At 70.7% G+C, this 24,842-nt stretch carries 20 protein-coding genes; 11 read left to right on the plus strand and 9 right to left on the minus strand.

Annotated features, from left to right (window positions below):
• Positions 1-113 precede the first annotated feature (113 nt).
• Entirely contained in the window at positions 114-2,912 is a 2,799-nt protein-coding gene (locus tag ACFVYS_RS08160; protein WP_389499932.1) for a penicillin acylase family protein, read from the minus strand.
• A 267-nt stretch (positions 2,913-3,179) separates the two neighbouring features.
• Between ACFVYS_RS08160 and ACFVYS_RS08165 the strand changes: the two genes are divergently transcribed.
• The 6 genes from ACFVYS_RS08165 to mscL all read left to right on the plus strand — a co-directional run bounded on the left by ACFVYS_RS08165 (position 3,180) and on the right by mscL (position 8,982).
• Positions 3,180-4,679: a potassium/proton antiporter gene (locus ACFVYS_RS08165; RefSeq protein WP_389500318.1), complete on the plus strand. Its 1,500-nt coding sequence runs from the start codon at positions 3,180-3,182 to the stop codon at positions 4,677-4,679.
• Positions 4,680-4,956: 277 nt separating this feature from the next.
• Entirely contained in the window at positions 4,957-6,249 is a 1,293-nt protein-coding gene (locus tag ACFVYS_RS08170) for an MFS transporter (protein ID WP_389499934.1), read from the plus strand.
• Positions 6,250-6,316: 67 nt separating this feature from the next.
• On the plus strand, positions 6,317-6,631 hold the full coding sequence (locus ACFVYS_RS08175) for an FmdB family zinc ribbon protein (protein ID WP_389499935.1): 315 nt from the start codon (positions 6,317-6,319) through the stop codon (positions 6,629-6,631).
• A gap of 76 nt (positions 6,632-6,707) precedes the next feature.
• Entirely contained in the window at positions 6,708-7,550 is an 843-nt protein-coding gene (locus ACFVYS_RS08180) for an S-methyl-5'-thioadenosine phosphorylase (RefSeq protein WP_389499937.1), read from the plus strand.
• 169 nt (positions 7,551-7,719) lie between these two features.
• Positions 7,720-8,406 (plus strand): RcpC/CpaB family pilus assembly protein, encoded by a 687-nt coding sequence (locus ACFVYS_RS08185; RefSeq protein WP_389499938.1) that lies wholly within the window; start codon positions 7,720-7,722, stop codon positions 8,404-8,406.
• 108 nt (positions 8,407-8,514) lie between these two features.
• Entirely contained in the window at positions 8,515-8,982 is a 468-nt protein-coding gene (gene mscL / locus ACFVYS_RS08190) for a large conductance mechanosensitive channel protein MscL (RefSeq protein ID WP_389499940.1), read from the plus strand.
• Positions 8,983-9,058: 76 nt separating this feature from the next.
• Here mscL and ACFVYS_RS08195 read toward each other — a convergent pair whose 3' ends face one another.
• Positions 9,059-9,241, minus strand: a complete 183-nt coding sequence (locus ACFVYS_RS08195; protein WP_389499942.1) for a hypothetical protein — start codon at positions 9,239-9,241, stop codon at positions 9,059-9,061.
• Positions 9,242-9,360: 119 nt separating this feature from the next.
• On the opposite strand from ACFVYS_RS08195, the gene ACFVYS_RS08200 reads away from it, so the two are divergent.
• The 4 genes from ACFVYS_RS08200 to ACFVYS_RS08215 all read left to right on the plus strand — a co-directional run bounded on the left by ACFVYS_RS08200 (position 9,361) and on the right by ACFVYS_RS08215 (position 14,004).
• Positions 9,361-10,629, plus strand: a complete 1,269-nt coding sequence (locus ACFVYS_RS08200) for a low temperature requirement protein A (RefSeq protein ID WP_389499944.1) — start codon at positions 9,361-9,363, stop codon at positions 10,627-10,629.
• Positions 10,630-10,679: 50 nt separating this feature from the next.
• Positions 10,680-11,708 carry a P1 family peptidase gene (locus ACFVYS_RS08205; protein ID WP_389499946.1) on the plus strand — a complete coding sequence of 343 codons (1,029 nt, stop codon included), beginning with the start codon at positions 10,680-10,682 and terminating at the stop codon, positions 11,706-11,708.
• Between the two features lie 145 nt (positions 11,709-11,853).
• Complete coding sequence (locus ACFVYS_RS08210; protein WP_389499948.1) at positions 11,854-13,080, plus strand: Ig-like domain-containing protein; 1,227 nt, start codon at positions 11,854-11,856, stop codon at positions 13,078-13,080.
• Between the two features lie 177 nt (positions 13,081-13,257).
• Positions 13,258-14,004: a DUF6227 family protein gene (locus tag ACFVYS_RS08215; protein ID WP_171397809.1), complete on the plus strand. Its 747-nt coding sequence runs from the start codon at positions 13,258-13,260 to the stop codon at positions 14,002-14,004.
• 29 nt (positions 14,005-14,033) lie between these two features.
• Here ACFVYS_RS08215 and ACFVYS_RS08220 read toward each other — a convergent pair whose 3' ends face one another.
• From ACFVYS_RS08220 to ACFVYS_RS08240, 5 genes are all read right to left on the minus strand, one after another.
• Positions 14,034-14,351, minus strand: coding sequence for a hypothetical protein (locus tag ACFVYS_RS08220; protein ID WP_389499950.1), 318 nt, complete (start codon positions 14,349-14,351; stop codon positions 14,034-14,036).
• Between the two features lie 243 nt (positions 14,352-14,594).
• Positions 14,595-16,697, minus strand: coding sequence for a fructose-specific PTS transporter subunit EIIC (locus ACFVYS_RS08225; protein WP_389499952.1), 2,103 nt, complete (start codon positions 16,695-16,697; stop codon positions 14,595-14,597).
• Between the two features lie 460 nt (positions 16,698-17,157).
• A complete protein-coding gene (gene pfkB / locus ACFVYS_RS08230) occupies positions 17,158-18,105 on the minus strand; it encodes a 1-phosphofructokinase (RefSeq protein ID WP_389499954.1) in 948 nt (315 codons plus the stop codon).
• Positions 18,102-18,863, minus strand: coding sequence for a DeoR/GlpR family DNA-binding transcription regulator (locus tag ACFVYS_RS08235; RefSeq protein ID WP_389499956.1), 762 nt, complete (start codon positions 18,861-18,863; stop codon positions 18,102-18,104). Before ACFVYS_RS08235 ends, pfkB begins: the two co-directional genes overlap by 4 nt.
• Positions 18,864-19,273: 410 nt before the next feature.
• Positions 19,274-20,821 (minus strand): MFS transporter, encoded by a 1,548-nt coding sequence (locus ACFVYS_RS08240; RefSeq protein WP_389499958.1) that lies wholly within the window; start codon positions 20,819-20,821, stop codon positions 19,274-19,276.
• Between the two features lie 62 nt (positions 20,822-20,883).
• Between ACFVYS_RS08240 and ACFVYS_RS08245 the strand changes: the two genes are divergently transcribed.
• Positions 20,884-21,954, plus strand: a complete 1,071-nt coding sequence (locus tag ACFVYS_RS08245; RefSeq protein WP_389499960.1) for a helix-turn-helix transcriptional regulator — start codon at positions 20,884-20,886, stop codon at positions 21,952-21,954.
• On the opposite strand, the gene ACFVYS_RS08250 is transcribed toward ACFVYS_RS08245, so the two are convergent.
• The gene (locus ACFVYS_RS08250) at positions 21,951-22,805 is read right to left on the minus strand and encodes a TetR/AcrR family transcriptional regulator (RefSeq protein WP_389500320.1); all 855 of its coding nucleotides are present in this window, start codon (positions 22,803-22,805) and stop codon (positions 21,951-21,953) included. The two genes, ACFVYS_RS08245 and ACFVYS_RS08250, sit on opposite strands and share 4 nt — an antisense overlap.
• 1,029 nt (positions 22,806-23,834) lie before the next feature.
• Positions 23,835-24,833 carry an RNA polymerase sigma factor RpoD/SigA gene (locus tag ACFVYS_RS08255; RefSeq protein ID WP_389499962.1) on the minus strand — a complete coding sequence of 333 codons (999 nt, stop codon included), beginning with the start codon at positions 24,831-24,833 and terminating at the stop codon, positions 23,835-23,837.
• Positions 24,834-24,842 lie beyond the last annotated feature (9 nt).

The raw sequence follows: 24,842 nt of genomic DNA on the forward strand, positions 1-24,842 counted from the left end.
GGGGCACCCGGTGGGGCCCGCCCCGCTCCACCCCCCAGCCCCGGTGCCCTCGTCCGCACCAGGGGGCCCGCCCGCCGCGGGGGGCGGGCCCCTTCTTCCGTACGGTCGGCAGCTCAGGGTTTGAGCACCAGGGTGTCGCTGGTGCTATCGTCGACCGCCTTCTTCGAGAAGGACCAGTCGAGCAGTTCACCGTTGGCCCACTTGTCCGTCTGGTCGGTGTAGTGCGCGCTGAAGGCGTGTCCCGAGGCTCCCGTGAGGTTGATCCACTTCGACTTGTCGAGATCGTCGAGGTTGACCACCATCCGCATCGACGGCACCCAGACGACGCCGTAGCCGCCGGCCGCGTTCCAGCCGGTCGCGTTGACCGTCGCCTCGCCGCCGCCCAGCTTCCACGGACCGCGGTTCAGGATGTACTGGAGGAAACCGGGACCGCTGGTGCCCAGGGTCTGGTTCTTCAGGAACAGGCGGTGCAGCCGGCCCCAGCTCCAGGTGTCGATGTCCTTGCCGAGCTTGGCGGTCAGCTCCCAGCGGGCGTCGATCATGGCGCGCGCGAACAGCTTGTCGCGGTCGTGGTCCGCGCCGGGGCGGGTGCCCGACTCGGGCGTCGTCCACCAGTCGCTGTCCGTCTTCGTCATGAGGTTGCGCACGACCTCGAACCAGCGGTCGCCGCCGTCCGGCTGCGCCTGGTCGGCGTCGCGCTGACCGCACTCGCGGACCTTCTCGGTGTCGTCGACCGGGCCGGTGGTGTTGACCGGATCGACCCACAGGCACTGGTCCTCGACCCGCAGCTCCTTGGGCAGCTTGTTGCCGAAGGCGAGCTTGAGGATGTTGCGCCAGACCGCGTTGAAGTAGGCGGCCGCGGCCGAGTCGGCGTCCTGGGTGAAGTCCCAGTTCTCGAGCAGTTTCTGTGCCTCGCGGACGTCCGGTTCGTCGAGGTTGATCTTCTTCAGCACGGGCACGAGCAGCTTCGCGATCTCGCTGTCGTCGTCCAGCTGCATCTGGCGCATGTCGTCGGTGGAGATCTTGCCGCCGCCCTTGATCTTGCCCTTGATCAGGTCGGTGATCCGCTGGCTGCGCGCGCCGTAGCCCCAGTCCGTGGTGAGCGTGTACGGGTACTTGTCCTTGTCGACGACGGCCTGGTTGGCGGTGACGATGTAGCCGCGGGCGGGGTCGTACTCGTAGGGCAGCTCATCGAAGTCGATGTCGCCCTTCCACTTGTACTTGGAGTCCCAGCCCGGCGCCGGGATCGAGCCGTCGACACCCTTCGCGCGCGTGGGGATCTTTCCGGGCAGCTGGTAGCCGATGTGGTTCGAGGTGTCGGCGTAGACGAGGTTCTGCGAGGGCACGTCGAATTTCTCGGCCGCCTTGCGGAAGCTGTCCCAGTCCTTCGCCTTGTCGATGGCGAAGACGGCGTCCATGGAGGTGCCCGGCTCCAGCGCGGTCCACTTCAGGGCGACGCCGTAGCCGTCACCGCGGTCGGGTGCCGAAGCGTCGACGTCGTCGACGGTGGCCTTCTTGCCGACATCGATGAGTTCGTCGTCACGGTCGGACAGGAGGGGCATCCCGTCCTCGGTCTGCCGGACGACGATCTTCTTGGACTCGCCGCCGGCGACCTTGATGGTCTCCTCGCGCGTGACGAACGGCTTCACCTTGTTGTTGTACTGGTAGCCGTCGTCCCCGGAGAGCTTCTCCAGGTAGAGGTCCGTGACGTCGACGCCGGAGTTGGTCATGCCCCAGGAGATCGTCTGGTTGTGGCCGATGATCACACCGGGCATGCCCGCAAAGGTGTAGCCGGAGACGTCGTACTGGCACTTACTGGAGACGGCGCGGCAGTGCAGGCCCATCTGATACCAGACGGACGGGAGCGACGCCGACAGGTGCGGGTCGTTGGCCAGCAGCGGCTTACCGGTGATCGTGTTCCCGCCGGCGACGACCCAGGAGTTCGAACCGATGCCGTTGCCGTTCACGCCGACGGCCGTGGGCAGGTCGTCCAGGACGTTGTAGAGGCCCGAAAGCTGGCTCTGGAGGGCCGAGCCCTCCGTACTGCCCGAGGACGAGGAGGACGAGTCCGAGGAGGTACCCGTGCCGTCCGTGGAGCTGTCGCCGGAGTCGCTCTGGCCGTCGGTCTGCTCGAACGTCTTGGTCAGCTCGTCGTACTGGCCGTCCTGGACGATCGCCTGGTTACGGTCGTACGGGTACTGCGGGTACAGCTCGGCGATCTGGGCCGGGCCGAGGCGGCTGGTCATCAGGGCGCGGTCGATCTCGTCCTGCATGTTGCCGCGCAGGTCCCAGGCCATCGCCTTCAGCCAGGAGACCGAGTCGACCGGGGTCCACTCGGTGGGCTTGTAGTCGTTGGTGAACCCCAGGGCCGCGTACTCCAGGGAGATGTCGGCGCCGTCCTTGCCCTTGAGGTAGGCGTTGACCCCCTTGGCGTAGGCCTGGAGATACTTCTTGGTGTCGGCGTCCAGCTTGGAGTCGTACTCCTCCTTGGCGACGCGGTCCCAGCCCAGGGTGCGCAGGAACTCGTCGTTGTCGACCTGGCTCTTGCCGAACATCTCCGAGAGCCGCCCGGAGGTCATGTGCCGGCGGACGTCCATCTCGTAGAACCGGTCCTGCGCCTGGACGTAGCCCTGCGCCATGAACAGGTCCTCGTCGGAGTCCGCGTAGATCTGCGGGATGCCGTAGCCGTCCCGCTTCACGTCGACGGGCCCGGTCAGGCCCTCGAGTGTGATCGAACCCTTGGTCTGCGGGAAGGACGCGCGGACGGTGCTGATGGACCAGTAGGCGCCGTAGGCGATGCCTCCGATGATGGCCAGCACCAGCACAAGCACGATCAAACGGGCTTTGCGCCCCTTCTTCCTGCCGGACTTGCCGGGCTTGTCACCCGATGTGGCGGTGGTGTTGGGGGGCATCGCTGTCCTTGCTGTCCTAACGCGAGCGGCAGGCGGTCCTGGAGTGCTGGAGCAACCATAGGCGCAGGGCCTTGTGCCACTTGACGCGGAGTCGGGTACCGGTACGGAGGGATGTTCGATCTTCCCTCGCCGAGCGTCAAGAAATCGTCAAGAGTTAGGTAAGGTAACGAAGTAGTTGGGTCCGGAGCTCGCAGCTTCGTGTCCGATGTATCCGAAGCACATGTGCGCCCGCGCGCAAGCCGCGCGCGCCGGTGAAGGGAACCGCCGCTGACTGTCCACCACCTCAACCAGCTCCTGCTCGTCTGCTCGCTCGTCCTGCTCGTCGCCGTCGCAGCGGTCCGGATCTCCTCGCGCAGCGGGCTCCCCAGCCTGCTCGTCTACGTGGGGATCGGCGTTCTCATGGGCCAGGACGGCATCGGCAACATCCACTTCGACAATGCCGAGATGACCCAGGTCATCGGCTACGCAGCCCTGGTCGTGATCCTCGCCGAGGGCGGCCTCGGCACGAAGTGGAAGGAGATCGAACCGGCCCTGCCGTCCGCCACGGCGCTGGCACTGGCCGGCGTCGCGGTCAGCGTCGGCGTCACCGCCACGGCCGCGCACTTCGTGACCGGCCTGGAGTGGAGACAGGCGCTGATCATCGGCGCGGTGGTGTCCTCGACCGACGCGGCGGCGGTCTTCTCCGTCCTGCGCAAGATCCCCCTCCCCTCGCGCGTGACGGGCACCCTGGAGGCCGAGTCCGGCTTCAACGACGCTCCGGTGGTCATCCTGGTGGTCGCCTTCTCCACGGCCGGCCCCGTGGAGCACTGGTACGTGCTGCTGGGCGAGATAGCGCTGGAGCTGGCCATCGGCGCCGCCATCGGCCTCGCGGTCGGCTGGCTGGGCTCCTGGGGCCTCAGGCACGTCGCGCTCCCCGCCTCCGGCCTCTACCCGATCGCCGTCATGGCGATCGCGGTCACCGCGTACGCGGCGGGCTCCCTGGCGCACGGCAGCGGCTTCCTGGGCGTCTATCTCGCCTCGATGGTCATGGGCAACGCGAAACTGCCGCACTGGCCCGCCACCCGCGGGTTCGCCGACGGTCTCGGCTGGATCGCCCAGATCGGCATGTTCGTGCTGCTCGGGCTCCTGGTGACCCCGCACGAGCTGGGCGACGACGTGCTCCCCGCGCTCGTCATCGGCCTGGTGCTGACCATGGTGGCCCGCCCGCTCAGCGTCGTGCTGTGCCTCACACCGTTCCGGGTGCCCTGGCAGGAGCAGACACTGATGTCCTGGGCCGGGCTGCGCGGCGCCGTCCCCATCATCTTGGCGACGATCCCCATGGTGAACGGAGTCGACGGCAGCCGCCGCATCTTCAACATCGTCTTCGTCCTGGTCGTCGTCTACACCCTGATCCAGGGGCCGACGCTGCCCTGGCTGGCACGCAAGCTGCGCCTGGGCGGCGATCCCGAGGCCGCGGATCTCGGCGTCGAGTCGGCGCCCCTGGAGCGGCTGCGCGGGCACCTGCTGTCCGTGGCGATCCCCGAGGGGTCGAAGATGCACGGCGTCGAGGTCAACGAGCTACGGCTGCCGGCCGGGGCGGCCGTCACCCTCGTCGTGCGCGAGGGGACGTCATTCGTGCCGCTGCCGACGACCGTGCTGCGACGCGGCGACGAACTCCTTGTCGTCGCCACGGACCCGGTCCGCGACGCGGCCGAACGGCGACTGCGCGCCGTCGGACACGGCGGCAAACTCGCCGGATGGCTGGGCACGGGCGGCGGCGCGCGTTAAGTGCATGTTTCGCACCGTTCACACCCCCCTCATTCGGAGGCGGCCGACCCTACGGTGCTCATTTTCACAGGGATGACGCACCTTGATCCCTGTACGATGAAGGCACACCTTGATCGAACCAACTCTGCCTGACGCAGAGCTGGCGCGACCGTATGGCGGCCGGGACACCTCGTGCGGCGAGCACCGGCATCTACCGCAGCACGCGCAAGAGGACAGCTCTCGGCGCCCCCGCCCTTACGACGGGGTCGCGCTACCAGGCGGCAGAAAGGCACGGGCCGTGGCATCCACGGTCACCACCGAGCCGTCGAAGGACTCGTCGGCCTCGTCCCGCCCGGGATACGGACAGCTGCTGCGTACCCGCGGCGCCTTGACGTTCCTGCTGCCCGGCTTCGCGGCCCGCCAGCCGTTCGCCATGCTCACCATCTCCATCGTGCTGCTCGTGCAGCACACCACCGGCTCGTACGGCGCGGCCGGTGCCGCCGCGGCCGTCACGGGTGTCTCCATGGCGCTGTGCGCGCCCTACAGCGGGCGGCTCGCCGACCGCTACGGGCAGCGCGCGGTGCTGATCCCCGGCGTGCTCCTGCACACGCTGTCGGGCCTCACCCTCACCGTGCTCGCCCTGAGCCACGCCCCCCTGTGGACGGTGTTCGCGGCCGCCGTGCCCACGGGCGCCTCGGTACCGCAGATCGGGCCCATGGTCCGGGCCCGCTGGGGTGCGCGGCTGAAGGGCTCGCCCCTGATGACCACCGCCGCGGCCTTCGAGTCCGTCACCGACGAGCTCACCTTCGTCTTCGGCCCTCTGCTGGCGACCGCCCTGTGCACCGCCGTGAATCCGGCCGCCGGCCTGGTCACCGAAGCCGCGCTGACGCTGCTCGGCGGTCTGCTGTTCGCCGCGAGCAAGAGCACGCAGCCCCAGGTCGCCGTCGCCGGGCACACGCGCGTGGAGCACGCCTCGGCGCTGCGCGTCCCCGGAGTGCGGGTGCTGATCGTGGCCTTCCTGGGCATCGGTACCGTCTTCGGCGGCATGCAGGTCTCGCTGGCCGCGTTCACCGAGTCCATCGGCGAGCCCGGCCTGAACGGCGTCCTGTACGGCACCTTCGCCGCGGGCAACATGCTCTCCGGTCTGGTCTGCGGCGCCATCGCCTGGAAGGTCGCCCCACAGCGGCGCCTGGTCGTCGCCTATGCCGCACTGGCGCTCGTCGCCTCCGGCCTGTGGGCGGCGCACTCGGTGCTCGTCCTGGCGGGCCTCGGCCTCCTGGTCGGCATGTGCATCGCGCCCGCGCTGATCACCGGCTACACGCTGGTCGAGGACCTGGTTCCGGCCGGCGCCCGCACCGAGGCGTTCACCTGGCTGACGGGCGCGGTCGCGCTCGGGCAGGCGGCCGCCGTCACGATCGCCGGACAACTGGAGGACCGCTTCTGGGGCGGCGCCGGTTTCCTGGTGCCCCTGGGGGGCACCGTACTGGCCCTGGTGACCCTGCTGGGGCTGCGTTCACGGCTGGAGACGCGTCCCCGCGCGCGTACCGTCGCACGTGGCGTCGGTCACCGCGTGCCGGTGACAGTGGACTGATCCCCCGGAATACGTCAAGATAGACCGTCGTTAGCACTCACTGAGTGAGAGTGCCAGGAGGAAGACAGTGCCGACCTACCAGTACCAGTGCACCGAGTGCGGCGAGGGCCTCGAGGCGGTGCAGAAGTTCACCGACGATGCCCTGACCGAGTGCCCCAACTGCAGTGGCCGCCTCAAGAAGGTGTTCTCCGCCGTCGGCATCGTCTTCAAGGGCTCCGGCTTCTACCGCAACGACAGCCGCGGCTCCTCGTCGAGCAGCTCGCCGGCGTCGTCCTCGAAGTCGTCGACGTCCGGGCCCGATGCGAAGCCGTCGACGTCGTCGACGTCGGACTCGAAGTCGTCGAGCACCGGCACCTCGACCGGCAGCAGCTCAGCCGCGTAAGGCTCGCTCACAGGACCCTGTCGTCATTGCGACGACGGGGTCTTCGGCGTTTCCCGGGGCCGTTAGGGTGCGACGCATGGTGAACAAGGCGAACGCAGAGATCGGTGTGATCGGCGGCTCAGGCTTCTACTCGTTCCTCGACGACGTGACCGAGCTCCAGGTCGACACCCCCTACGGACCGCCCAGCGACTCGCTCTTCCTCGGCGACTTCGCCGGCCGGCGGGTCGCCTTCCTGCCCCGGCACGGACGCGGACACCATCTGCCGCCCCACCGGATCAACTACCGGGCCAACCTGTGGGCGCTGCGCTCGGTCGGGGCGCGCCAGGTCCTCGGTCCGTGCGCGGTGGGCGGTCTGCGACCGGAGTACGGGCCCGGCACGCTGCTCGTGCCCGATCAGCTGGTCGACCGCACGAAGTCGCGGATCGGAACATACTTCGACGGGCTGCCCCTGCCCGACGGCACGGTGCCCAACGTGGTGCATGTGTCCCTGGCCGACCCCTACTGCCCCGCGGGACGCTCGGCTGCCTTGAAGGCGGCACGTGGCCGGGAGTGGGAGCCGGTGGACGGCGGGACGCTGGTCGTGATCGAGGGGCCGCGGTTCTCGACCCGCGCCGAATCGTTGTGGCACCAGGCGCAAGGTTGGTCGGTGGTGGGCATGACGGGGCACCCGGAGGCCGCGCTGGCCCGTGAACTCGAGCTCTGCTACACGTCCCTGAACCTGGTCACCGATCTGGACGCGGGCGCCGAGAGCGGTGAGGGCGTGTCGCACGAGGAGGTTCTGCGGGTGTTCGCGGCGAACGTGGACCGGCTGCGGGACGTGCTGTTCGACGCGGTGGCCGCGCTGCCCTCCGACGCCGAGCGCGACTGCCTGTGCTCGAACGCGCTGGGCGGGCTGAATCCGGGGTTCGAGCTCCCGTAGCCGATGCAGGAGGCGGGAGCAGCGGGAAACGGAGCCCAGGGCGCGGAAGTTCTTCCTCGGGTGAGGGAGTTGTCCACAACCCGGCGGTGGTCCACAGGTTCCGGCGAGCGGCGGCGCGAAGGCTCATCGTGGCTTCGCAAACCCGTTCCTCGTCGCAGGTGGTGATCTCGTGTCCGACTCTCTCGTTCCCCCCTCTCCTCTTTCCCCTCTTCCTCCGCTTCCTCCGCTTCCCTCGCCCGCCTCGTCCCCGCTCTCCTACGCGACGCGTCCACCGGGCACGGAAGCTCCGGCCACCTGCGAGGTGCCGCCCTTCGCTCCCGTGCGGGTCCGCGGCGGGCGGTACCGGCTGGGACGGCTCGTACGGAGCCGGCGGCGGGCCCTCGCCCTGGGGCTCGCCATCACCGCCGCCGCGCTCGTGGCGTCCGGCCTGCGGGACGGCGATCCGGCCCGCGGGCATCCCGGTGGGGCCATGCGCGCGGACGCAGGCGGGCGCTCACACCCCCGCGCGCAGGCTCCACTACGCGCCCCTGCACATGACCCTCGCGCCGGGGCGAAAGTGGCGGCGCCGGTACGGATCGCCGACGCGGCCACGGTCCGGCTGCTGCGCCCCGGTGACCGGGTCGATGTCATCGCCGCCGAGCCGACGCCGCTGGGCGGTGTGGACGGCACGGGCGGCGACGCCCATGTCGTCGCGCGCGGGGCACTGGTGACGAAGGTGCCGGAGCCGCTGGATACCGACAGCGCCGCCGGCCCGGCCGACGACGGGGCGCTGGTCGTCCTGTCGGTGCCCCGGTCCACCGCCGCGCGCCTGGCGGGGGCGAGCGCGACGGCTCGGTTGGCGGTGACCCTGTGGTGACGTCAAGCCCCTCGTCCGAGGGGCCGAATTGGACACGCCCTCCTGGCGTTGACGTAGGTTGCGGAGCTGTTTGTTCCACAACCTGTACATGCGAGGAGTGTCCCCGAGGTGAGCGAAAAGAAGGCAAGCGTCTGGCAGGGCTTCAAGACCTTCCTGATGCGTGGCAACGTCGTCGATCTGGCAGTAGCGGTGGTGATCGGCGCGGCCTTCACGAACATCGTCAACTCGGTGGTGAAGGGAATCATCAACCCGCTGATCGGAGCGGTCGGCACCAAGAACCTGGACAGCTACAACTCCTGTCTCAAGGGCCCCTGCACCGGCACGGGGGACAGCGCGACGGGGGTACGGATCCTGTGGGGGTCCGTCCTCGGCGCGACCCTCACCTTCGTGATCACCGCTGCGGTCGTGTACTTCCTGATGGTCCTGCCCATGTCGAAGTACCTGGCGAAGGTGGAGGCCCGCAGGAAGGCCAAGGAGGGCGCGCAGGAGATCATCGAGGTGACCGAGCTGGAGGTGCTCAAGGAGATCCGCGACGCGTTGGTCGCCCAGCGGGGCTCGGGGCACAGCGAGCGGTAGAGGCGCTCGACGGGGCCCTGCGGGCGGTGCTCCGTCAGGGCTCCCGGGCCTGCCGGACCGGCCGTGTCCGTCGGGTTCAGACGTGGTGGGGCGGCTTCTCGTCCAGGAAGCGCTTCAGGTCGGCGACGCTGTCGCCCTCTGTGGACGGACGCTCGCCCCACCCTCGGTCGGTGTCGTCCGAGGACTGCCGGTCCAGCGGGTCGTCGAAGATCAGCGCGGCCTTCGGGTCGCGCGGCTCGGAGGCGGAGGGTGTACTCATCCCTCCAGAGTACGGCCCCGGGACCAGCTCGGGTCAGGACCTGGCCGACGGCCACGCACCGCGCGAGCCTGCGGATTCCGCACAAGATTTTCCGCCGCTTGTCTGCTGTGCTGGTACCCATGACGTCCAGTACGCCCCCGTCGGCCTCTCCCCCTCCTCCCGGGACCCCCGGCACCCCGGCGCCCATCCGCTTGAAGCCACTGCGCAGCCTGACCGCGCGCGGGAAGGGCGAGAGGCACCGGGTCGCCTCGCCCCTCGAGCTCTTCTTCGACCTGTGCTTCGTCGTGGCCATCGCCCAGGCGGGCATCCAACTGGTGCACGCCGTGGCCGAGTCACACGCGGGCGAGGGCATCCTCAACTACGCGATGGTCTTCTTCGCCATCTGGTGGGCGTGGATGAACTTCACCTGGTTCGCGTCGGCGTACGACAACGACGACGTCCTGTACCGGATCGTCACGCTGGTACAGATCGCCGGAGTCCTGGTGCTGGCGGCGGGCATCTCGCGGGCGTTCGAGGACCACGAGTTCGTGGCCGTCTGGTTGGGCTACGCGATCATGAGGTTCGCGCTGAGCTTGCAGTGGCTGCGCGTCGCGTGGTCCGCCGAGGGCGCGGAGCGGACGATGGCGCTGCGGTACGCGGCGGGCGTGCTGATCTGCCAGATCGGTTGGCTGGGGCTGCTGGTCCTGCCCGAGGACGGCAGGGCGTGGCTGTTCCTGGTGATGGCGCCGCTGGAGATGTGCGTGCCGATCTACGCGGAGAAGGACCATCCGACGTCCTGGCATCCGCATCACATCGCCGAGCGCTACGGGCTGTTCACGATCATCGTGCTGGGCGAGACGATCGCGGCGGCGACGGTCGCCGTGAAGTCCGGCATCGACGAGAACGACGCGCTGGGCGAGCTGCTGCCGATCGCGGTAGGCGGGCTGCTGATCGTCTTCGCCGCCTGGTGGATCTACTTCGTGGTGCCCATCCATGGGCATCTGCGCTCCAACAAGCAGGCGTTTCTGTGGGGCTACGGGCACTACGTCGTCTTCGCCTCGGCCGCCGCGATCGGTGCGGGTCTGGAGGTGGCGGTCGAGCAGGCGGTCGGCGAGGCCCATATCTCGACGCTCGCCGCGTCGGCCGCGGTCACCCTGCCGACGGCGCTGTACCTGCTGGCGGTCTGGATCCTGCACGCACGCCACTTCAAGGTGGGCCTGGCCCAGCAGTTGGTGCTGCCCGTCGCCGCGCTGCTGGTGATCTGCGGCACCTTCCTCGGCGAGTGGGCGGTCCTCGCGGCCGGCCTGGTGTCGGCGCTGGCGGTGGCGACCGGGACGACCCTGACGGCGCGCCTGCTCACCCGGGAGTCACGGGAGAGCCCCGGGCGGGCATCGAGCGCGGTGATGTGACGGGGCGTGACACCGTCACGTACGACGCGGGCCGGGCGAGACTTACCCCCATGACAGTTGATGCTCTGACGGACGTCGCGGGCCTGCGCGTGGGACACGCCACGCGGACCGGCGACGGTTGGCTCACCGGCACCACGGTCGTCCTCGCACCGGAGGGCGGTGCCGTGGCCGCCGTGGACGTACGCGGTGGTGGCCCCGGCACGAAGGAGACCGACGCCCTCGATCCACGCAATGTGGTGCAGCGGGTCGAGGCGATCGTGCTGACCGGCGGCAGCGCCTACGGGCTCGACGCGGCGTCCGGCGTGATGGCCTGGCTGGAGGAGCAGGGGCGCGGGATTCCCGTCGGCACGGACCCGACGCACGTCGTGCCGGTGGTGCCCGCCGCCTGCGTCTTCGACCTGGCGCGGGGCGGCGACTTCCGGGCCCGCCCCGACGCCGCCACCGGCCGGGCGGCTGTGGAGGCGGCCGCGGCGAGCGTTCCGGGGACTCGGGTGCGGGAGGGATGCGTGGGCGCGGGGACGGGTGCCGTCGCCGGGCCGCTGAAGGGTGGGGTCGGCAGTGCGAGCGTGCTTCTCGACTCGGGGATCACGGTGGCCGCGCTGGTGGTGGTCAATGCCGCGGGGTCGGTGACGGATCCGGAGACGGGCGTGCTGTACGGGGAGTTGTTCCAGGGGCGCGCCGAGTATCCGGAGGCCCGCGTGCACGAGAGTGCGCGCCGGCGTCTCGCCGAGATCACGGCGCAGAACGCGCCTCCGCTGCTCAACACCACGCTCGCGGTGGTCGCCACCGACGCGGACCTGACGAAGGCGCAGGCTCAGAAGCTGGCGGGCACGGCGCACGACGGGATCGCGCGGGCCGTGCGTCCCGTGCATCTGCTCAACGACGGGGACACCGTCTTCACGCTCGCGACGGGCGCGCGCCCGCTCGACCCCGGTCACCCGCTCGCGCTGAACGACATCCTCGCGGCGGGCGCGGACGTGGTGACGCGCGCGATCGTACGGGCCGTGCGCGCCGCCGAGTCGGTGTCCGGTCCGGGCGGGGCGTGGCCGTCGTACGAGGAGTTGTACGGGGGCCGGTGACCCCGCGGGCCGGGAAAGGCGATTGTCCCGGTTCCGTCACGTGATGGTGCCAACGGCGACCGGAGGGAACCCCACCGGCCGCCGGATCCCTCCTTCTCCACGTACCAGAGCGGATCACTCACATCACACGAAGCTGGAGCAGCCCGTGACAACGGCGGACATAGCGGTGCGGCGCGCGGTCGGAGCCTGTGCCGTCCTGGTGGTCGGTGCCCTGACCCTGACCGCCTGCGGGGGCAGCGCCAACGCCAAGGACAAGGACGGGGACGCCAAGGGCGGCAAGAGCAGCGTCAAGACGTCCACGGCGAAGATCGTCATCTCGGCGAAGGACGGTTCGACGAGCGCGTCGATCAACGCGACCGGCGTGAAGGTGAGCGACGGCCGGCTCACCGAGGTGAAGATGACGGTGGCCGGGTCGGGGCAGGCCGTCGAGGGCTCCCTGTCGGCCGACGGCAGCACCTGGAAGCCGAAGGAGCAGCTGGAGCGCGGGACGAAGTACCAGATATCGGCGACCGCGAAGGATGCGAACGGCAAGACCGCCGCCGCCAACTCCATCTTCACCACCGTCTCTTCGTCCAACAGCTTCATAGGGACGTACACGCCGGACAACGGCACCACGGTCGGCGTCGGAATGCCGGTGTCCTTCACCTTCGACAAGACCATCAGCGACACGAAGGCCGTGCAGTCGCACATCACGGTCACCTCCAGCAGCGGCCAGCAGGTGGTCGGGCACTGGTTCGGGGCGCAGCGGCTCGACTTCCGTCCCGAGGAGTACTGGAAGGCCGGCTCCAAGGTGACGATGAAGATCGACCTGGACGGGGTCGAGGGCGCCAACGGCGTGTTCGGGGTGCAGAAGAAGACGGTCACCTTCACCATCGGGCGGTCACAGGTGTCCACGGTCGACGTCAACACGCAGACCATGACGGTGGTGCGGGACGGGCAGACCCTGAAGTCGGTTCCGATCTCGTCGGGCAGCCCGGAGCACACCACCTACAACGGGCAGATGGTGATCTCCGAGAAGTTCACGCAGACCCGGATGAACAGCCAGACGGTGGGCCTGGGCGGCGAGTACGACATCCCGGACGTGCCGCACGCGATGCGCCTGACGCAGTCCGGCACCTTCATTCACGGCAACTACTGGTACAGCAGGGGCAATCCGCCCTTCGGCCGTACCGGCACCAGCCACGGTTGCGTGGGGCTCGCGGACGCGCAGGGCGCGCAGGGCGACACGCCGGCCAAGTGGTTCTACGACAACTCGCTGATCGGCGATGTGGTGATCGTCAAGAACTCCCCCGACAAGACGGTGTCGCCGGACAACGGGCTCAACGGGTGGAACATGTCCTGGTCCGAGTGGACCGCGGGGAGCTCCTCCTGATCGTCGGAGATGCCCTCTGACCGGCGATTTCTGATGGGCCGTCGGGCCGTGCGGGAATTTTTCGCGCGGCCCCGGCGTTTTCACGGCGTACGTTTTCTCGGTTCCCGGGCATGACGTCCGACCGAGGGGCTACGGTATGCACCCACAAGGTGACATGCAGCAACGCCGGGAGAAACCTTGAGCGTTCCGTACGAGACAACAGCGTACGAACCAGCCGAGTCGCCCGAGTCTCCGGAGGAGCACCTCGCGCGACTGCTCGGTCGCGCCCTGAACTCGTTCGAGCTGCCCGACGAAGCACTGCGGCGGCTCGACTGCGCACTCGCGCATGACAGCTCCCTGCACTCCGCGCACCACAGCGCGGGTCTGCACCGGGAGACGTACCGGCACACCTGGCTGCTGGCCGACGGCTGCGCGCTCACGCTGTGGGAGCTCGTGCACAACACCGCGCCGGGCAGCGAGCCGCAGCACGAGGTGTACGTCGACGAGGAGGAGCTGCGGGCCGCCACGGCCCGGCTGCCGCTGCCGTCGGACACCCCGGACTTCGAACTGCCGGTGCTGGTACAGCTGTCGCCGATCCCCGGACCCCGGCACGTGTACGTGCCGGACGACTCGGCGGACCACGCGCGCAGACTGCTGCGCCGCGCGGAGAACCCCGACCGACCCGACGCGGACACGGCCGCGCTGCTGAAATCGGCGTTCGCGCACCAGATCACCCAGGCCTTCGGGCGTCCCTGCCGCGCGGGCAGGATCGGACTGGGCTACTCGCTCTACGAGCACGCCTTCCTGCTGCGGGACGGCCGGGAGATCTCCCTGTGGGAGGTCGAGCACACGGCAACGCCCGACGGGCGGCACATGTGCGAGGTGTACGTGTCCGAGGCCGCGGCCCGGGACGCGATGGAACGCCGGGCGGCGCAGGTCTCCTGAGCCGCTCAGCGGCCCCGCCTGGCCGTCGGTCAGCGGCCCCCGCCGAGCTGTCGTACGAGGCCGGCGAAGGCATCCCGCTCGGCCGGGGTCAGTTCGACGGCCTCGCGGCCGGGACCGGACTGCCGTTGGCGCGGGAGGGCGGGCAGCACCAGCGGGACGGGCAGCACCGGCGGGGTGGGGAGCGCCGGCGGGGTGGGGAGCGCCGGCGGGGTGGGGAGCACGGTGCGGGCCTCGCTGCCTGCGCGGCTGCGCCGCAGGATGCGGGTCACGAAGATCAGCCAGGCGATGGACGCCACGGCGAGGACCGTCAGGACCGCCAGCTGAGGGAACGTTAGATGCACGGGCATACCGACCAGTAGACACCACGGTCCGGGACCTGTGTCCCGGACCGTGACGTATCTCGCATGCCACACACATCACGCAGATCACTCACACCGCGCGATAGGCCTGTTCGGTGCGGAGAGTCATGAATCGCCACACATGGTCAGGAGCAGCCGCAACCTGCCGCGGGAGGCTTCGGCCTGCGGCAGGCAGCTTCGACCCGGGGCAGGCAGCTTCAGCCCGTGGCGGGAGGCCGCGGCCGTCGAGGGCTAGGCGGCCACCGGCTGCTTCGCTTCCGCCGCCGTGGCAGCCGCGGATGGTTCCGTCGTACCGGGCTCGACGGCGCCGGGGACCGGCTTGCGCAGGCCCTTGAGGACGACGACCACGGCCGTCGTCACGCACACGCCCAGCGCTATGGCGACCAGGTACAGGAACGGGTTGCCGATCAGCGGGACCACGAAGATGCCTCCGTGCGGGGCGCGGAGCGTGGCGCCGAAGGCCATCGACAGGGCGCCGGTGACCGCGCCGCCCGCCATCGAGGCAGGGATGACGCGCAGCGGGTCGGCCGCGGCGAACGGGATCGCGCCCTCGGAGATGAACGAGGCGCCCAGGACCCAGGCGGCCTTGCCGTTCTCGCGCTCGGTCGGGGTGAAGAGCTTCTTGCGGACGGTGGTCGCGAGCGCCATGCCCAGCGGCGGGACCATGCCCGCGGCCATCACGGCGGCCATGACCTTCATCGCGGAGTCGCTGGGGTCCTGGACGGCGATGCCGGCCGTGGCGAAGGCGTACGCGACCTTGTTGACGGGGCCGCCGAGGTCGAAGCACATCATCAGGCCGAGCAGCACACCCAGCAGGACGGCGTTGGTGCCGGAGAGACTGGCCAGCCAGTCCGTCATGCCCTTCTGGGCCTCGGCGATGGGCTTGCCGATCACGACGAACATCAGGAAGCCGACGATCAGCGAGGAGATCAGCGGGATCACCACCACCGGCATGATGCCGCGCAGCACCGGCGGGATCTTGATCCGCTGGATCGCGAGGACGATGCCGCCCGCCAGCAGACCGGCGACCAGGCCGCCGAGAAAGCCGGCGGCGATGTTGGAGGCGATCATGCCGCCGACGAAGCCGGGCACGAGGCCGGGCCGGTCCGCCATGCCGTACGCGATGTAGCCGGCCAGGACCGGGATGAGGAAGCCGAAGGCGACCCCGCCGATCTGGAACAGCAGGGCGCCCCAGCTGTCGACCTGGGTCCAGGAGAAGTGCTCCATGACCGAGGGAGCCTTGTTGATCTCCCAGCCGCCGATCGCGAAGCCGAGAGCGATCAGCAGACCGCCGGCGGCGACGAACGGGACCATGTAGCTGACGCCCGTCATCAGCCACTTGCGCAGCTTGGTGCCGTAGCTGTCGCCGGACTCGCCGGTCTGCTCGACCGGTGTCCCGCCCTTGGCCGACGCGCTCACCTCACCGCGCGCAGCCTTCCCGCGCACCTCGGTGATGAGTGCGGCGGGCCGGTTGATGCCCGCCTTCACGCCGACGTCCACGGTGGGCTTGCCGGCGAAGCGGTCCTTGTCGCGTACGGGGACGTCGTGGGCGAAGATCACGCCGTCCGCCGCGGCGATGACGGCCGGGTCGAGCCGGGTGAAGCCGGCCGAGCCCTGCGTTTCGACGACCAGTTCGACGCCCGCCTCGCGGCCGGCGTTCTCCAGGGACTCGGCCGCCATGTAGGTGTGGGCGATGCCGGTCGGGCAGGAGGTGACGGCGACGATCCGGAAGGGACGCGCGGCCTCGGCGTCCGTGTCCTCGCCGGTGGCCGTGTCGGCGTCGGCGGAGGCCGCCGCCGACGCCGACACGGAGTCTGCGGTGGTGCCCTCGGCTTCGGCTGCCGGGGCATCGGTGGCCGGGGTCTCGACGAGCGAGACGCCGGCGCTCGGGGCCGCGTCGCCGCGGATCAGCGCCGCCGCGGCCGCCGCGTCGTCGGCCGAGCGCAGCGCGTCGGTGAACTCGGCGTTCATCAGCTGCCGGGCGAGCGACGACAGGATCGTCAGATGGGCGTCGTCCGCGCCGGCGGGGGCGGCGATCAGGAAGATCAGGTCGGCGGGGCCGTCGGGGGCGCCGAAGTCGATGCCGGGGGCGCTGCGCCCGAAGGCGAGCGTCGGTTCGGTGACGTGGACGCTGCGACAGTGCGGGATGCCGATGCCCCCGTCGAGGCCGGTGGGCATCTGGGCCTCACGGGCGGCCACATCGGCGAGGAAGCCCTCCAGGTCGGTCACCCGGCCCAGGGCGACCATGCGCTCGGCGAGGGACCGCGCCGCCGCTTCCTTTGTTTCGACGGACAGGTCGAGATCGACCAGGTCCGCGGTGATCATGTCGCTCATCGCGGGCTCCTTCGCACGCGTATCGCCCGGGGCGTGGGGTGGTGGGCGAGGGTGGGGACGGGGACGGGGGTTGCTACGGCGGTGCATTGGGGGGAGGAGGCGGGGCCGGGGAAACCCCGCCTCCGCGGGGTGGCAGGCGGGTTCGGGCCATGCCTCCCCTGATCGGCAGGGCGCCTCGGGCGGCCCCGCCGACCATGTCGAGCGGCGAGTAACGAGGAGCTTCGCCGCTCGGCGACCGGTTCGCCGGACAGCCCGGGAGACGCGGGAGCCGTCATCAGCACGGAGGACGCCGCGGCCGTAGCCGGCACCGATGACGCCGCGGTCGCCGGCACGGACAGCGCAGGAGTCCTTCTCAGGGTGGAGAACACAGAAGCCCTTGTGAGCGCGGACAAGGCAGGAGTCCTCATCAGTACGGGCACCACAGAAGTCCTTGTCAGCATGGGCACCGCGGGGCTGGTCGTCATGACACCGGCTCCTTCAGTTCACGGTCCACCGGCACCTGCGCCGTGACCGTCACCGCCGCCGGGTCCAGGTCGTCCGGGGTCGGCATCACGCTGCCGGGCAGCTGGACGGCGGCCGCTCCGTGTGCGACGGCAGAGGCGAGCGCCGCGGGACCGCTGCCGCCGGCGACGAGAAAGCCGGCGAGGGAGGAGTCGCCCGCACCCACATTGCTGCGTACGACGTCGACGCGGGCGCTCGCGAACCAGGTACCCGTGTCCTCCACGAGCAGCTGTCCGTCGGCGCCCAGGCTCGCGAGCACGGCACGGGCGCCCATGCCGCGGAGTTCCTCGGCCGCCTTCACCGCGTCGCCCACGGTGGCCAGGGGGCGCCCGACGGCCTCCGCGAGCTCCTCGGCGTTCGGCTTCACCACGTCGGGACGCTCCCGCAGCGCCTCCAGGAGCGCCCGCCCGGAGGTGTCCAGGGCGATGCGCGCTCCCCCGGCGTGTGCCCGGGCGACCACCTCGGCGTACCAGGAGGGCGCGAGTCCGCGGGGCAGGCTGCCGCAGCAGGCGATCCAGTCTGCGTCGCGGGACTGCTCGCGGACCGTCTCCAGGAGCAGTTCCTGCTCCTCCGGGGACAGCTCGGGCCCTGGTGCGTTGATCTTCGTCAGGACGCCGTCGGACTCCGCGAGCGCGATGTTCGAGCGGGTGGCTCCGGTGACCGGGACCGGCGCGACCTCGATGCCCTGCGCGTCGAGCAGGTCGGCGACGAGCGCGCCCGGCGCACCGCCCAGGGGCAGGACGGCGACCGTGCGCCGTCCAGCGGCCGCGACGGCGCGCGAGACGTTCACGCCCTTGCCGCCCGGGTCCATCCGTTCGCCGGTGGCGCGGATGACCTCGCCGCGGTCGAGGGACGGGACCTCGTAGGTGCGGTCCAGGGACGGGTTGGGGGTGACGGTGAGGATCATGCGCGTACTACTTCCGTGCCGCCACGCTCGATGGCGGCCGCGTCGTCGGGGCTCAGCCCGCTGTCGGTGATCAGCAGGTCCACGTCGCTCAGGTCGCCGAAGCGGGCGAAGTGCTCCTGGCCGTGTTTGGCGGAGTCGGCGAGCAGCACCACGCGGCGCGCGGCGGCGACGGCCGCCCGCTTCACCGCGGCCTCGGCGAGGTCGGGGGTGGTCAGACCGTGCTCGGCGGAGAACCCGTTGGCGGCGACGAACAGGACGTCGGCGCGGATCTCGCCGTACGCCCGCAGCGCCCACGCGTCCACGGCGGCGCGCGTGCGGTGTCGTACGCGCCCCCCGACAAGGTGCAGCTGCATGCCCGGGTGGTCCGCGAGGCGGGCCGCGATGGGCAGGCTGTGCGTGACGACGGTGAGTTCGGCCTCGAGCGGGAGGGCCGCGGCCAGGCGGGCGACGGTGGTGCCGGCGTCGAGGATCATCGTGCCCTCGGTGGGCAGTTCCGTGAGGGCCGCCTTGGCGATGCGGTCCTTCTCGTCGGCGGAGGTGCCTTCGCGTTCGGCGAGGTCCGGTTCGAAGTCGAGGCGTCCGGCCGGTATGGCACCGCCGTGCACGCGGCGCACCAGGCCGGCCCGGTCGAGGGCCTTCAGATCGCGGCGGATCGTCTCCGCCGTGACCTGGAACTCCTCGGCCAGCGACAGGACGTCCACCCGGCCGCCCTCACGGGCGAGCCGCAGGATCTCCTGCTGCCGCTCCGGTGCGTACATGTCTGTTCTCCTCCGACCGTTACCAGCTTTATGCCCGAACTTGTGGTTTCGCCACGGAGGCTACGCCCGGATTTCCGGAAAGTAAACAGGTTCGGATGCGATCCGGGCATGAACGGACTTCTGCGTCGAGCGTGGCATGCCCGGATCTCCGTCCCGGACCGGAACGGACTCCGCTTCCGTCCTGCACCAGGACACGCGCGGAGGCCCGTCACCCACTCCCGCACCCGGGCACGCGCGCGTGGGCCGTCACCACTCCCGCGCACGAGGGCACGCGCGCGTGAGCCGTCGCCGTCACCACTCCCGGCGCCCGAGCACGCGCGCGTGGGGCCATCACCCCTGCTGCGCCCGGGCACGCGCGCGTGAGGGCCCGTCACCACATGGGTGACGGGCCCTCACGCGGGAACGTCCGCTCAGGCGACGAGCTCGCGCTCCCGGTCCCCGGAGGGGGCCGCCTCCGGGGCGTCCTCGGCGCCGCCCTCCACGTGCTGGGCCGGCCGCTTCGGCAGGGCGAACATCAGCAGGAAGATCGCGAACATCACCAGGGCCACCCAGCCGAGGGCATGCTCGAAGGCGTTCACGAAGGCGGGGCCCACCTCGGCCGGGGTCAGCCGGTCACCGATCCGGCCGAAGAAGACGACCGCGACCAGACCGAGCCCGAGCGCGTTGCCCATCTGCTGGACGGTGTTGATCAGCCCGGACGCCGAACCGGCGTGCTCGCGTGGCACGTCCGACAGCACCGCGTCCGTCAGCGGGGCGACGATCAGCCCCATGCCGACGCCCATCACGACCAGCGGAAGCGCCATCTGCCACGGGGCGATGTCGAGGCCGTACCGCTCGGACTCCCAGATGTAGAGGAGTACGCCGATGGCCATGGTCAGCGCGCCGGTCTGCAGCACCTTGCGCCCGAAGCGCGGGACCAGCTTCTGCACGGACAGCCCGGCCGCCGTCGAGACCGCGATCGAGAACGGGACCCCGGTCAGACCCGCCCGCAGCGGGCTCCAGCCCAGGCCGGTCTGCATGTACAGAGTCCAGACCAGGAAGAACACGCCGAGACCGACGCCGAAGACGGTCTGCACGGCGACGCCCGCCGCGAAGCTGCGCACCCGGAAGAGGGAGAGCTCGATCAGCGGCGAGCCGTCCCGCGCGCCCTTGCGCCGCTCGTACGCGACCAGCGCCCCGACGACACCGATCGAGCCGGCCATCGACACGTACCCCCACACCGGCCAGTCCAGCTCGCGGCCGCGGGTGAGCGGGTAGAGCAGCATGAGCAGGCCGAGGGTGACCAGGACGACGCCGACGAGGTCCAGCTTCAGCGCCTTCGGTGCCTTGGACTCCGTGATGAAGCGGCTGCCGAGGATCAGCCCCGCGATACCGACCGGCAGGTTGATGAGGAAGATCGGCCGCCACTCCAGACCGAACAGGTTCCACTCCGTCAGCAGCGCGCCGAGCAGCGGCCCGGAGACGGCGCCCAGCCCCACGATCGCGCCGAAGAGCCCGAAGACCTTCCCCCGCTCGTGCGCCGGGAAGGTGGCGTGCACGATCGACAGCACCTGCGGCACCATCATCGCCGCCATGGCTCCCTGCAGGATGCGGGAGGCGACCAGCATCTCCGGGTTCGCGGCGAACCCGCACAGCGCGGAGGCGAGGGTGAAACCGCCGATGCCGAGGAGGAACAGCCGCTTGCGGCCGTGGATGTCACCGAGCCGGCCGCCGGTGATGAGCCCGGCGGCGAAGGCGAGCGCGTAACCGGCGGTGATCCACTGGATCTGACTCCAGGAGGCGCCCGCGTCCTGCCGGATGGAGGGGATGGCGATGTTGACGATCGTGACGTCGACGAGGTCCATGAAGGCCGCGGTCATCACGATGGCGAGCGCGAGCCAGCGACGGCGGTCACCCGTCGCCGCCTGGGCAGTTCGAGGGTCGGGCGAGGTCCCGAGGGAGGTCTCCGTGGAGGTCATGGTGTGACAGTAGGACCGCACTAGGTCAGATCGTGTCCTAGTTCTACGGCATCCTCGGATGCATGACGACGGACACTCCGGCTCGGCTGCTCCAGCTCCTCTCCCTCCTCCAGACGCCCCGCGAATGGCCCGGCGGCGAGCTCGCCGACCGGCTCGGGGTCTCCCGCCGCACGGTCCGACGGGACATCGACCGACTGCGTGAGCTGGGATATCCGGTACAGGCGACCCTGGGCTCGGACGGTGGGTACCGGCTGGTCGCGGGCAAGGCGATGCCCCCGCTGGTGCTCGACGACGAGGAGGCGGTGGCGATCGCCGTCGGGCTGCGGGCGGGGGCTGGTCACGCGCTGGAGGGCGTCGACGAGGCGTCCGTACGGGCCCTGGCCAAGCTGGAGCAGGTGCTGCCGGCCCGGCTGCGCCACCGCGTCTCCACCCTCCAGGCCGCGACCACACCGCTGACCAGCGGGGACGGCGCGAGCATCGCACCCGAGACGCTGACCGTCATCGCCTCGACGGTGGCCGGGCAGGAACGGCTGCGGTTCGCCTACCGCACCAAGGACGGCACGGAGTCGCGCCGTCTGACCGAGCCCTACCGGCTCGTGTCCACGGGCCGGCGGTGGTACCTCGTGGCGTACGACCTCGACCGCGACGACTGGCGGACCTTCCGGGTGGACCGGGTCCAGGACCCGTTCGCGACCGGGGCCCGCTTCACTCCGCGCGAGCTGCCGACGGGGAGCGCGGCGGAATACCTCCGTCGGTCCATCCAACTCCGCCCGGACGCCTACGAGTACGAACTCGACGTCACGTTCGAGGCACCGACGGAGTTCGTGACGACACGCCTGCCGACGTGGCTGGGAACGCCGGTCACGAACCCTGACGCGGCCACGGGTTCCGACGGCGGGAGCGGATGCCGACTGCGAGGGACGACCAACCACCCGGTCGAGTGGGTGGCGATGCGACTGGCGACGCTGGGCTGCGAGTTCTCGGTCCAGGGGCCACCGGAACTGGTGCAGTGCGTACGGGAGTTGGGCGGACGGTTGAGCCGATCGGCGGGCGCGGCGGGCGTGGAGGGTGCGACGGGCGCAGCAGGCACAAAGGACGCGGCAGGCACGGCGGGCGGGGCAGGCGCGGGTTAGGGCTCCCCCGCCGGACTCTCTTCCCACGCGAACCCGCGCAGGGCCCGCAGATTGCGCAACGCCAGCTCCGCCGGGCCCTGCCGGCCGGTGGGAGGGGAGTCGGTCACCGCCCAGCTTTCCACCGCGACCCGAACTGCCGCCCCGGCCACCGCCGCGGTGAAGCGCTGATAGGGCGAGGCAACGTTGTCGAGCTCAGGCGTGGGGGTGGGGGTGGCAGCGGTCGGGGGCTCGGACGCGGGTGTGGGTGCAGGCGCGGGTGCTGGTGTGGGGGCTGAAGCAGGAGTGACAGCCGAGGAGGGCTCCGGGCCGGAAGCGGCGTCGCCGACGGAAGTGGCGTCATCGGCGGCGCCGGAAGGGGCGTCGGGAGGCGGTGCGGAAGCGGCGTCGGGAGGGGGCGCGGAAATACCCTCGGAAGCGCCCTCGGAAGCCGGTGCACGGGACAGCCCCGCCGTCCGCATCCGCTCCCCCAGTACCTGCGCGAGCGTCGCCTCCGAGGTATGGCAGACCTCAGCCCAGACCTTGCCCAGGGCGGGGCTGGTTCCAGCGAGTCGGATCAGGGTGCGGACCCATTCCCAGGACGCCGCCGACACTCCACGGCCGGGGACGAGGGTGTAGCGCACCGCGTGCTCCAGGGCCTCCGGCACGGTCAGTTCGGCCGGCGCCTCGCGTACCGCCTCCGCCCAGCGCTGCGCGCCCGCCGCGTAGAGCGGGGCGACGGCCTCCTCCTTGGTCGCGAAGTACCGGTAGAAGGTGCGCGGGGCGATGCCCGCAGCCAGGGCGATGTCCTCGGCCCGGGTGGCCTTCAGGCCCCGGCTGACGAAGAGGCCTGCCGCCGCACGGGCGATCTCCATACGGGTCGCCGCTTTGCGCCGCTCGGTCAGCGAAGCCGAAGCGGGGTGGGAGGTCGAGCTGATCACGTCGGCAGGCTATGCCCATGTGGCACAATCTGCCATTCGGGCGGGCCACCCCGTGGTTCAGGTACGGGGTGCCCCGCCCTCTCAGTGTGCCCGTCCGCTGTGTCATATGCCCGGCGGGTGTGTGCGCCCGCAATCCCCGCCCGGACAAGGAAGCAGGACGGCCCGGGTGCGAAGAGGAGCCGGGCCCCGGCGCCTGGGGGGAGAGGCGCCGAAGCCCGGCTCGGGGAAAGTCCCGGCGCCGGGGGGATGTGCGTCGGGACTTGGCTCATGTGCGGCGGAGTTCTCGGAAAGGGCTGCGAGGTCCGGTCGGCCCGAACTCCTGTGCCGACTCGGACTCCCGTGCCCAGAGGTCTTTTTCCCGCGCTTCTCGTCATTGAAGCGGCGTTCCTCCGCCATGTTTGCGCGGCTCTCCACCACCCGGCGCACGCGGGCGGGAACCAGGCACCACCAGGCGCCTCAAGCCCATTCGCCGCACCTTAGGGCCGTGCCGCAGGCACCCATTCGGCCGCTAGCCTCGCGGCGACTCCGACTCGGCCCCCACACCAACCAACACGGCGAAAAGGCCGACTTCAGCCGCCAGGCAGTGCTTGCGCTCCAAGCACCCGCTGCGCACTCGACGCACGCCGGCCGAGTGACTCACGCGCCACCTCTCGACGGCCAACCCCGGCGCCCGACGGGGCGATGGCCGATGCCCACCACTCCGGCGACGCCCTCCGGCGCAGTGCTGCCGACGAGCCACCCACACCGGCGGCACCCTGCGCCGGCAAGCCCCCACGACTCGGCCGGCACACGGACGACATCCCGCCCCGTCCCGCCCAAGCGCCGACCCCCGGCACCGACCCCGGTCGACCACCAAACAGCGGCCGGCAGCCGTCAACCCAGCCATCAGCCATCGTCAGGCCAAGGACCCGCGCCGCTCGACGGGGCGTCACGCTCCGGTCGGTCGACGGAGGTTCAGGCGTCCTATGCCGCTGCCTCGAAGCCCGTGTCGCGGGCCAGCTTCTTCAGTTCCAGCAGGGCGTGCTTCTCGATCTGGCGGATGCGTTCCCTCGTCAGACCGTGTTCCTTGCCGACCTCGGTCAGGGTGCGCTCGCGGCCGTCGTCGATGCCGTACCGCATCTTGATGATGGAAGCCGTGCGCGGCTCGAGACGGTCGATCAGGCCGTCCAGTTCCTCGCTGCGCAGCAGGGTCATGACGGACTGCTCCGGCGAGACCGCGGACGTGTCCTCCAGCAGGTCGCCGAACTGGGTCTCACCCTGGTCGTCGACCGCCATGTTCAACGAGACCGGGTCGCGGGCCCAGTCCAGGACGTCCGTGACACGCGCCGGCGTCGAGCCGAGCTCGGTCGCGATCTCGGCGGGCTCGGGGTCACGGCCGTTCTCGCGGTTGAACTCGCGCTGCACACGACGGATCCGGCCGAGCTCCTCCACCAGGTGGACGGGCAGGCGGATCGTGCGCGACTGGTCCGCTATCGAGCGGGTGATGGCCTGACGGATCCACCAGGTCGCGTACGTCGAGAACTTGAAGCCCTTGCGGTAGTCGAACTTCTCGACGGCGCGGACCAGACCGGCGTTGCCCTCCTGGATGAGGTCGAGGAGCGGGAGACCGCTGCGGGGGTAGCGGCGGGCCACCGCGACGACCAGCCGGAGGTTGGAGCGGATGAAGACATCCTTGGCTCGCTCGCTCTCGGCGACCAGGGCCTCGAGTTCTTCGCGCGTGGCGACGGACCGGGACTCCTCGTCGCCGTCGAGGACCTGCTGCGCGAAGACACCCGCCTCGATGATCTGTGACAACTCGACTTCCTTGGCGGCGTCGAGCAGAGGTGTGCGCGCGATTTCGTCGAGGTACATGCCGACCAGGTCGCGGTCGGCGATCTCGCCGCCATGGGCGCGAACACTGCGGGCCGCGTCGGTCGTCTCGCCGTTGGCGGACTTGCGACGGGCGACGGCACGGGTTGCCATGCGTGCTCC

Source organism: Streptomyces sp. NPDC058295 (genome assembly GCF_042880655.1).
Classification (GTDB): Bacteria; Actinomycetota; Actinomycetes; order Streptomycetales; family Streptomycetaceae; genus Streptomyces; species Streptomyces coriariae.

What these genes read in the sequence shown, in the direction of transcription:
- ACFVYS_RS08220 (WP_389499950.1), bottom strand. Translation starts at nt 14,351, where the DNA reads ATGCCCGTGCATCTAACGTTCCCTCAGCTGGCGGTCCTGACGGTCCTC.
- ACFVYS_RS08195 (WP_389499942.1), bottom strand. Translation starts at nt 9,241, where the DNA reads ATGAGTACACCCTCCGCCTCCGAGCCGCGCGACCCGAAGGCCGCGCTG.
- ACFVYS_RS08255 (WP_389499962.1), bottom strand. Translation starts at nt 24,833, where the DNA reads ATGGCAACCCGTGCCGTCGCCCGTCGCAAGTCCGCCAACGGCGAGACG.
- ACFVYS_RS08235 (WP_389499956.1), bottom strand. Translation starts at nt 18,863, where the DNA reads ATGTACGCACCGGAGCGGCAGCAGGAGATCCTGCGGCTCGCCCGTGAG.
- ACFVYS_RS08250 (WP_389500320.1), bottom strand. Translation starts at nt 22,805, where the DNA reads ATGGAGATCGCCCGTGCGGCGGCAGGCCTCTTCGTCAGCCGGGGCCTG.
- ACFVYS_RS08205 (WP_389499946.1), top strand. Translation starts at nt 10,680, where the DNA reads ATGACAGTTGATGCTCTGACGGACGTCGCGGGCCTGCGCGTGGGACAC.
- ACFVYS_RS08180 (WP_389499937.1), top strand. Translation starts at nt 6,708, where the DNA reads ATGGTGAACAAGGCGAACGCAGAGATCGGTGTGATCGGCGGCTCAGGC.
- ACFVYS_RS08240 (WP_389499958.1), bottom strand. Translation starts at nt 20,821, where the DNA reads ATGACCTCCACGGAGACCTCCCTCGGGACCTCGCCCGACCCTCGAACT.
- ACFVYS_RS08200 (WP_389499944.1), top strand. Translation starts at nt 9,361, where the DNA reads ATGACGTCCAGTACGCCCCCGTCGGCCTCTCCCCCTCCTCCCGGGACC.
- pfkB (WP_389499954.1), bottom strand. Translation starts at nt 18,105, where the DNA reads ATGATCCTCACCGTCACCCCCAACCCGTCCCTGGACCGCACCTACGAG.
- ACFVYS_RS08225 (WP_389499952.1), bottom strand. Translation starts at nt 16,697, where the DNA reads ATGAGCGACATGATCACCGCGGACCTGGTCGATCTCGACCTGTCCGTC.
- ACFVYS_RS08245 (WP_389499960.1), top strand. Translation starts at nt 20,884, where the DNA reads ATGACGACGGACACTCCGGCTCGGCTGCTCCAGCTCCTCTCCCTCCTC.
- ACFVYS_RS08160 (WP_389499932.1), bottom strand. Translation starts at nt 2,912, where the DNA reads ATGCCCCCCAACACCACCGCCACATCGGGTGACAAGCCCGGCAAGTCC.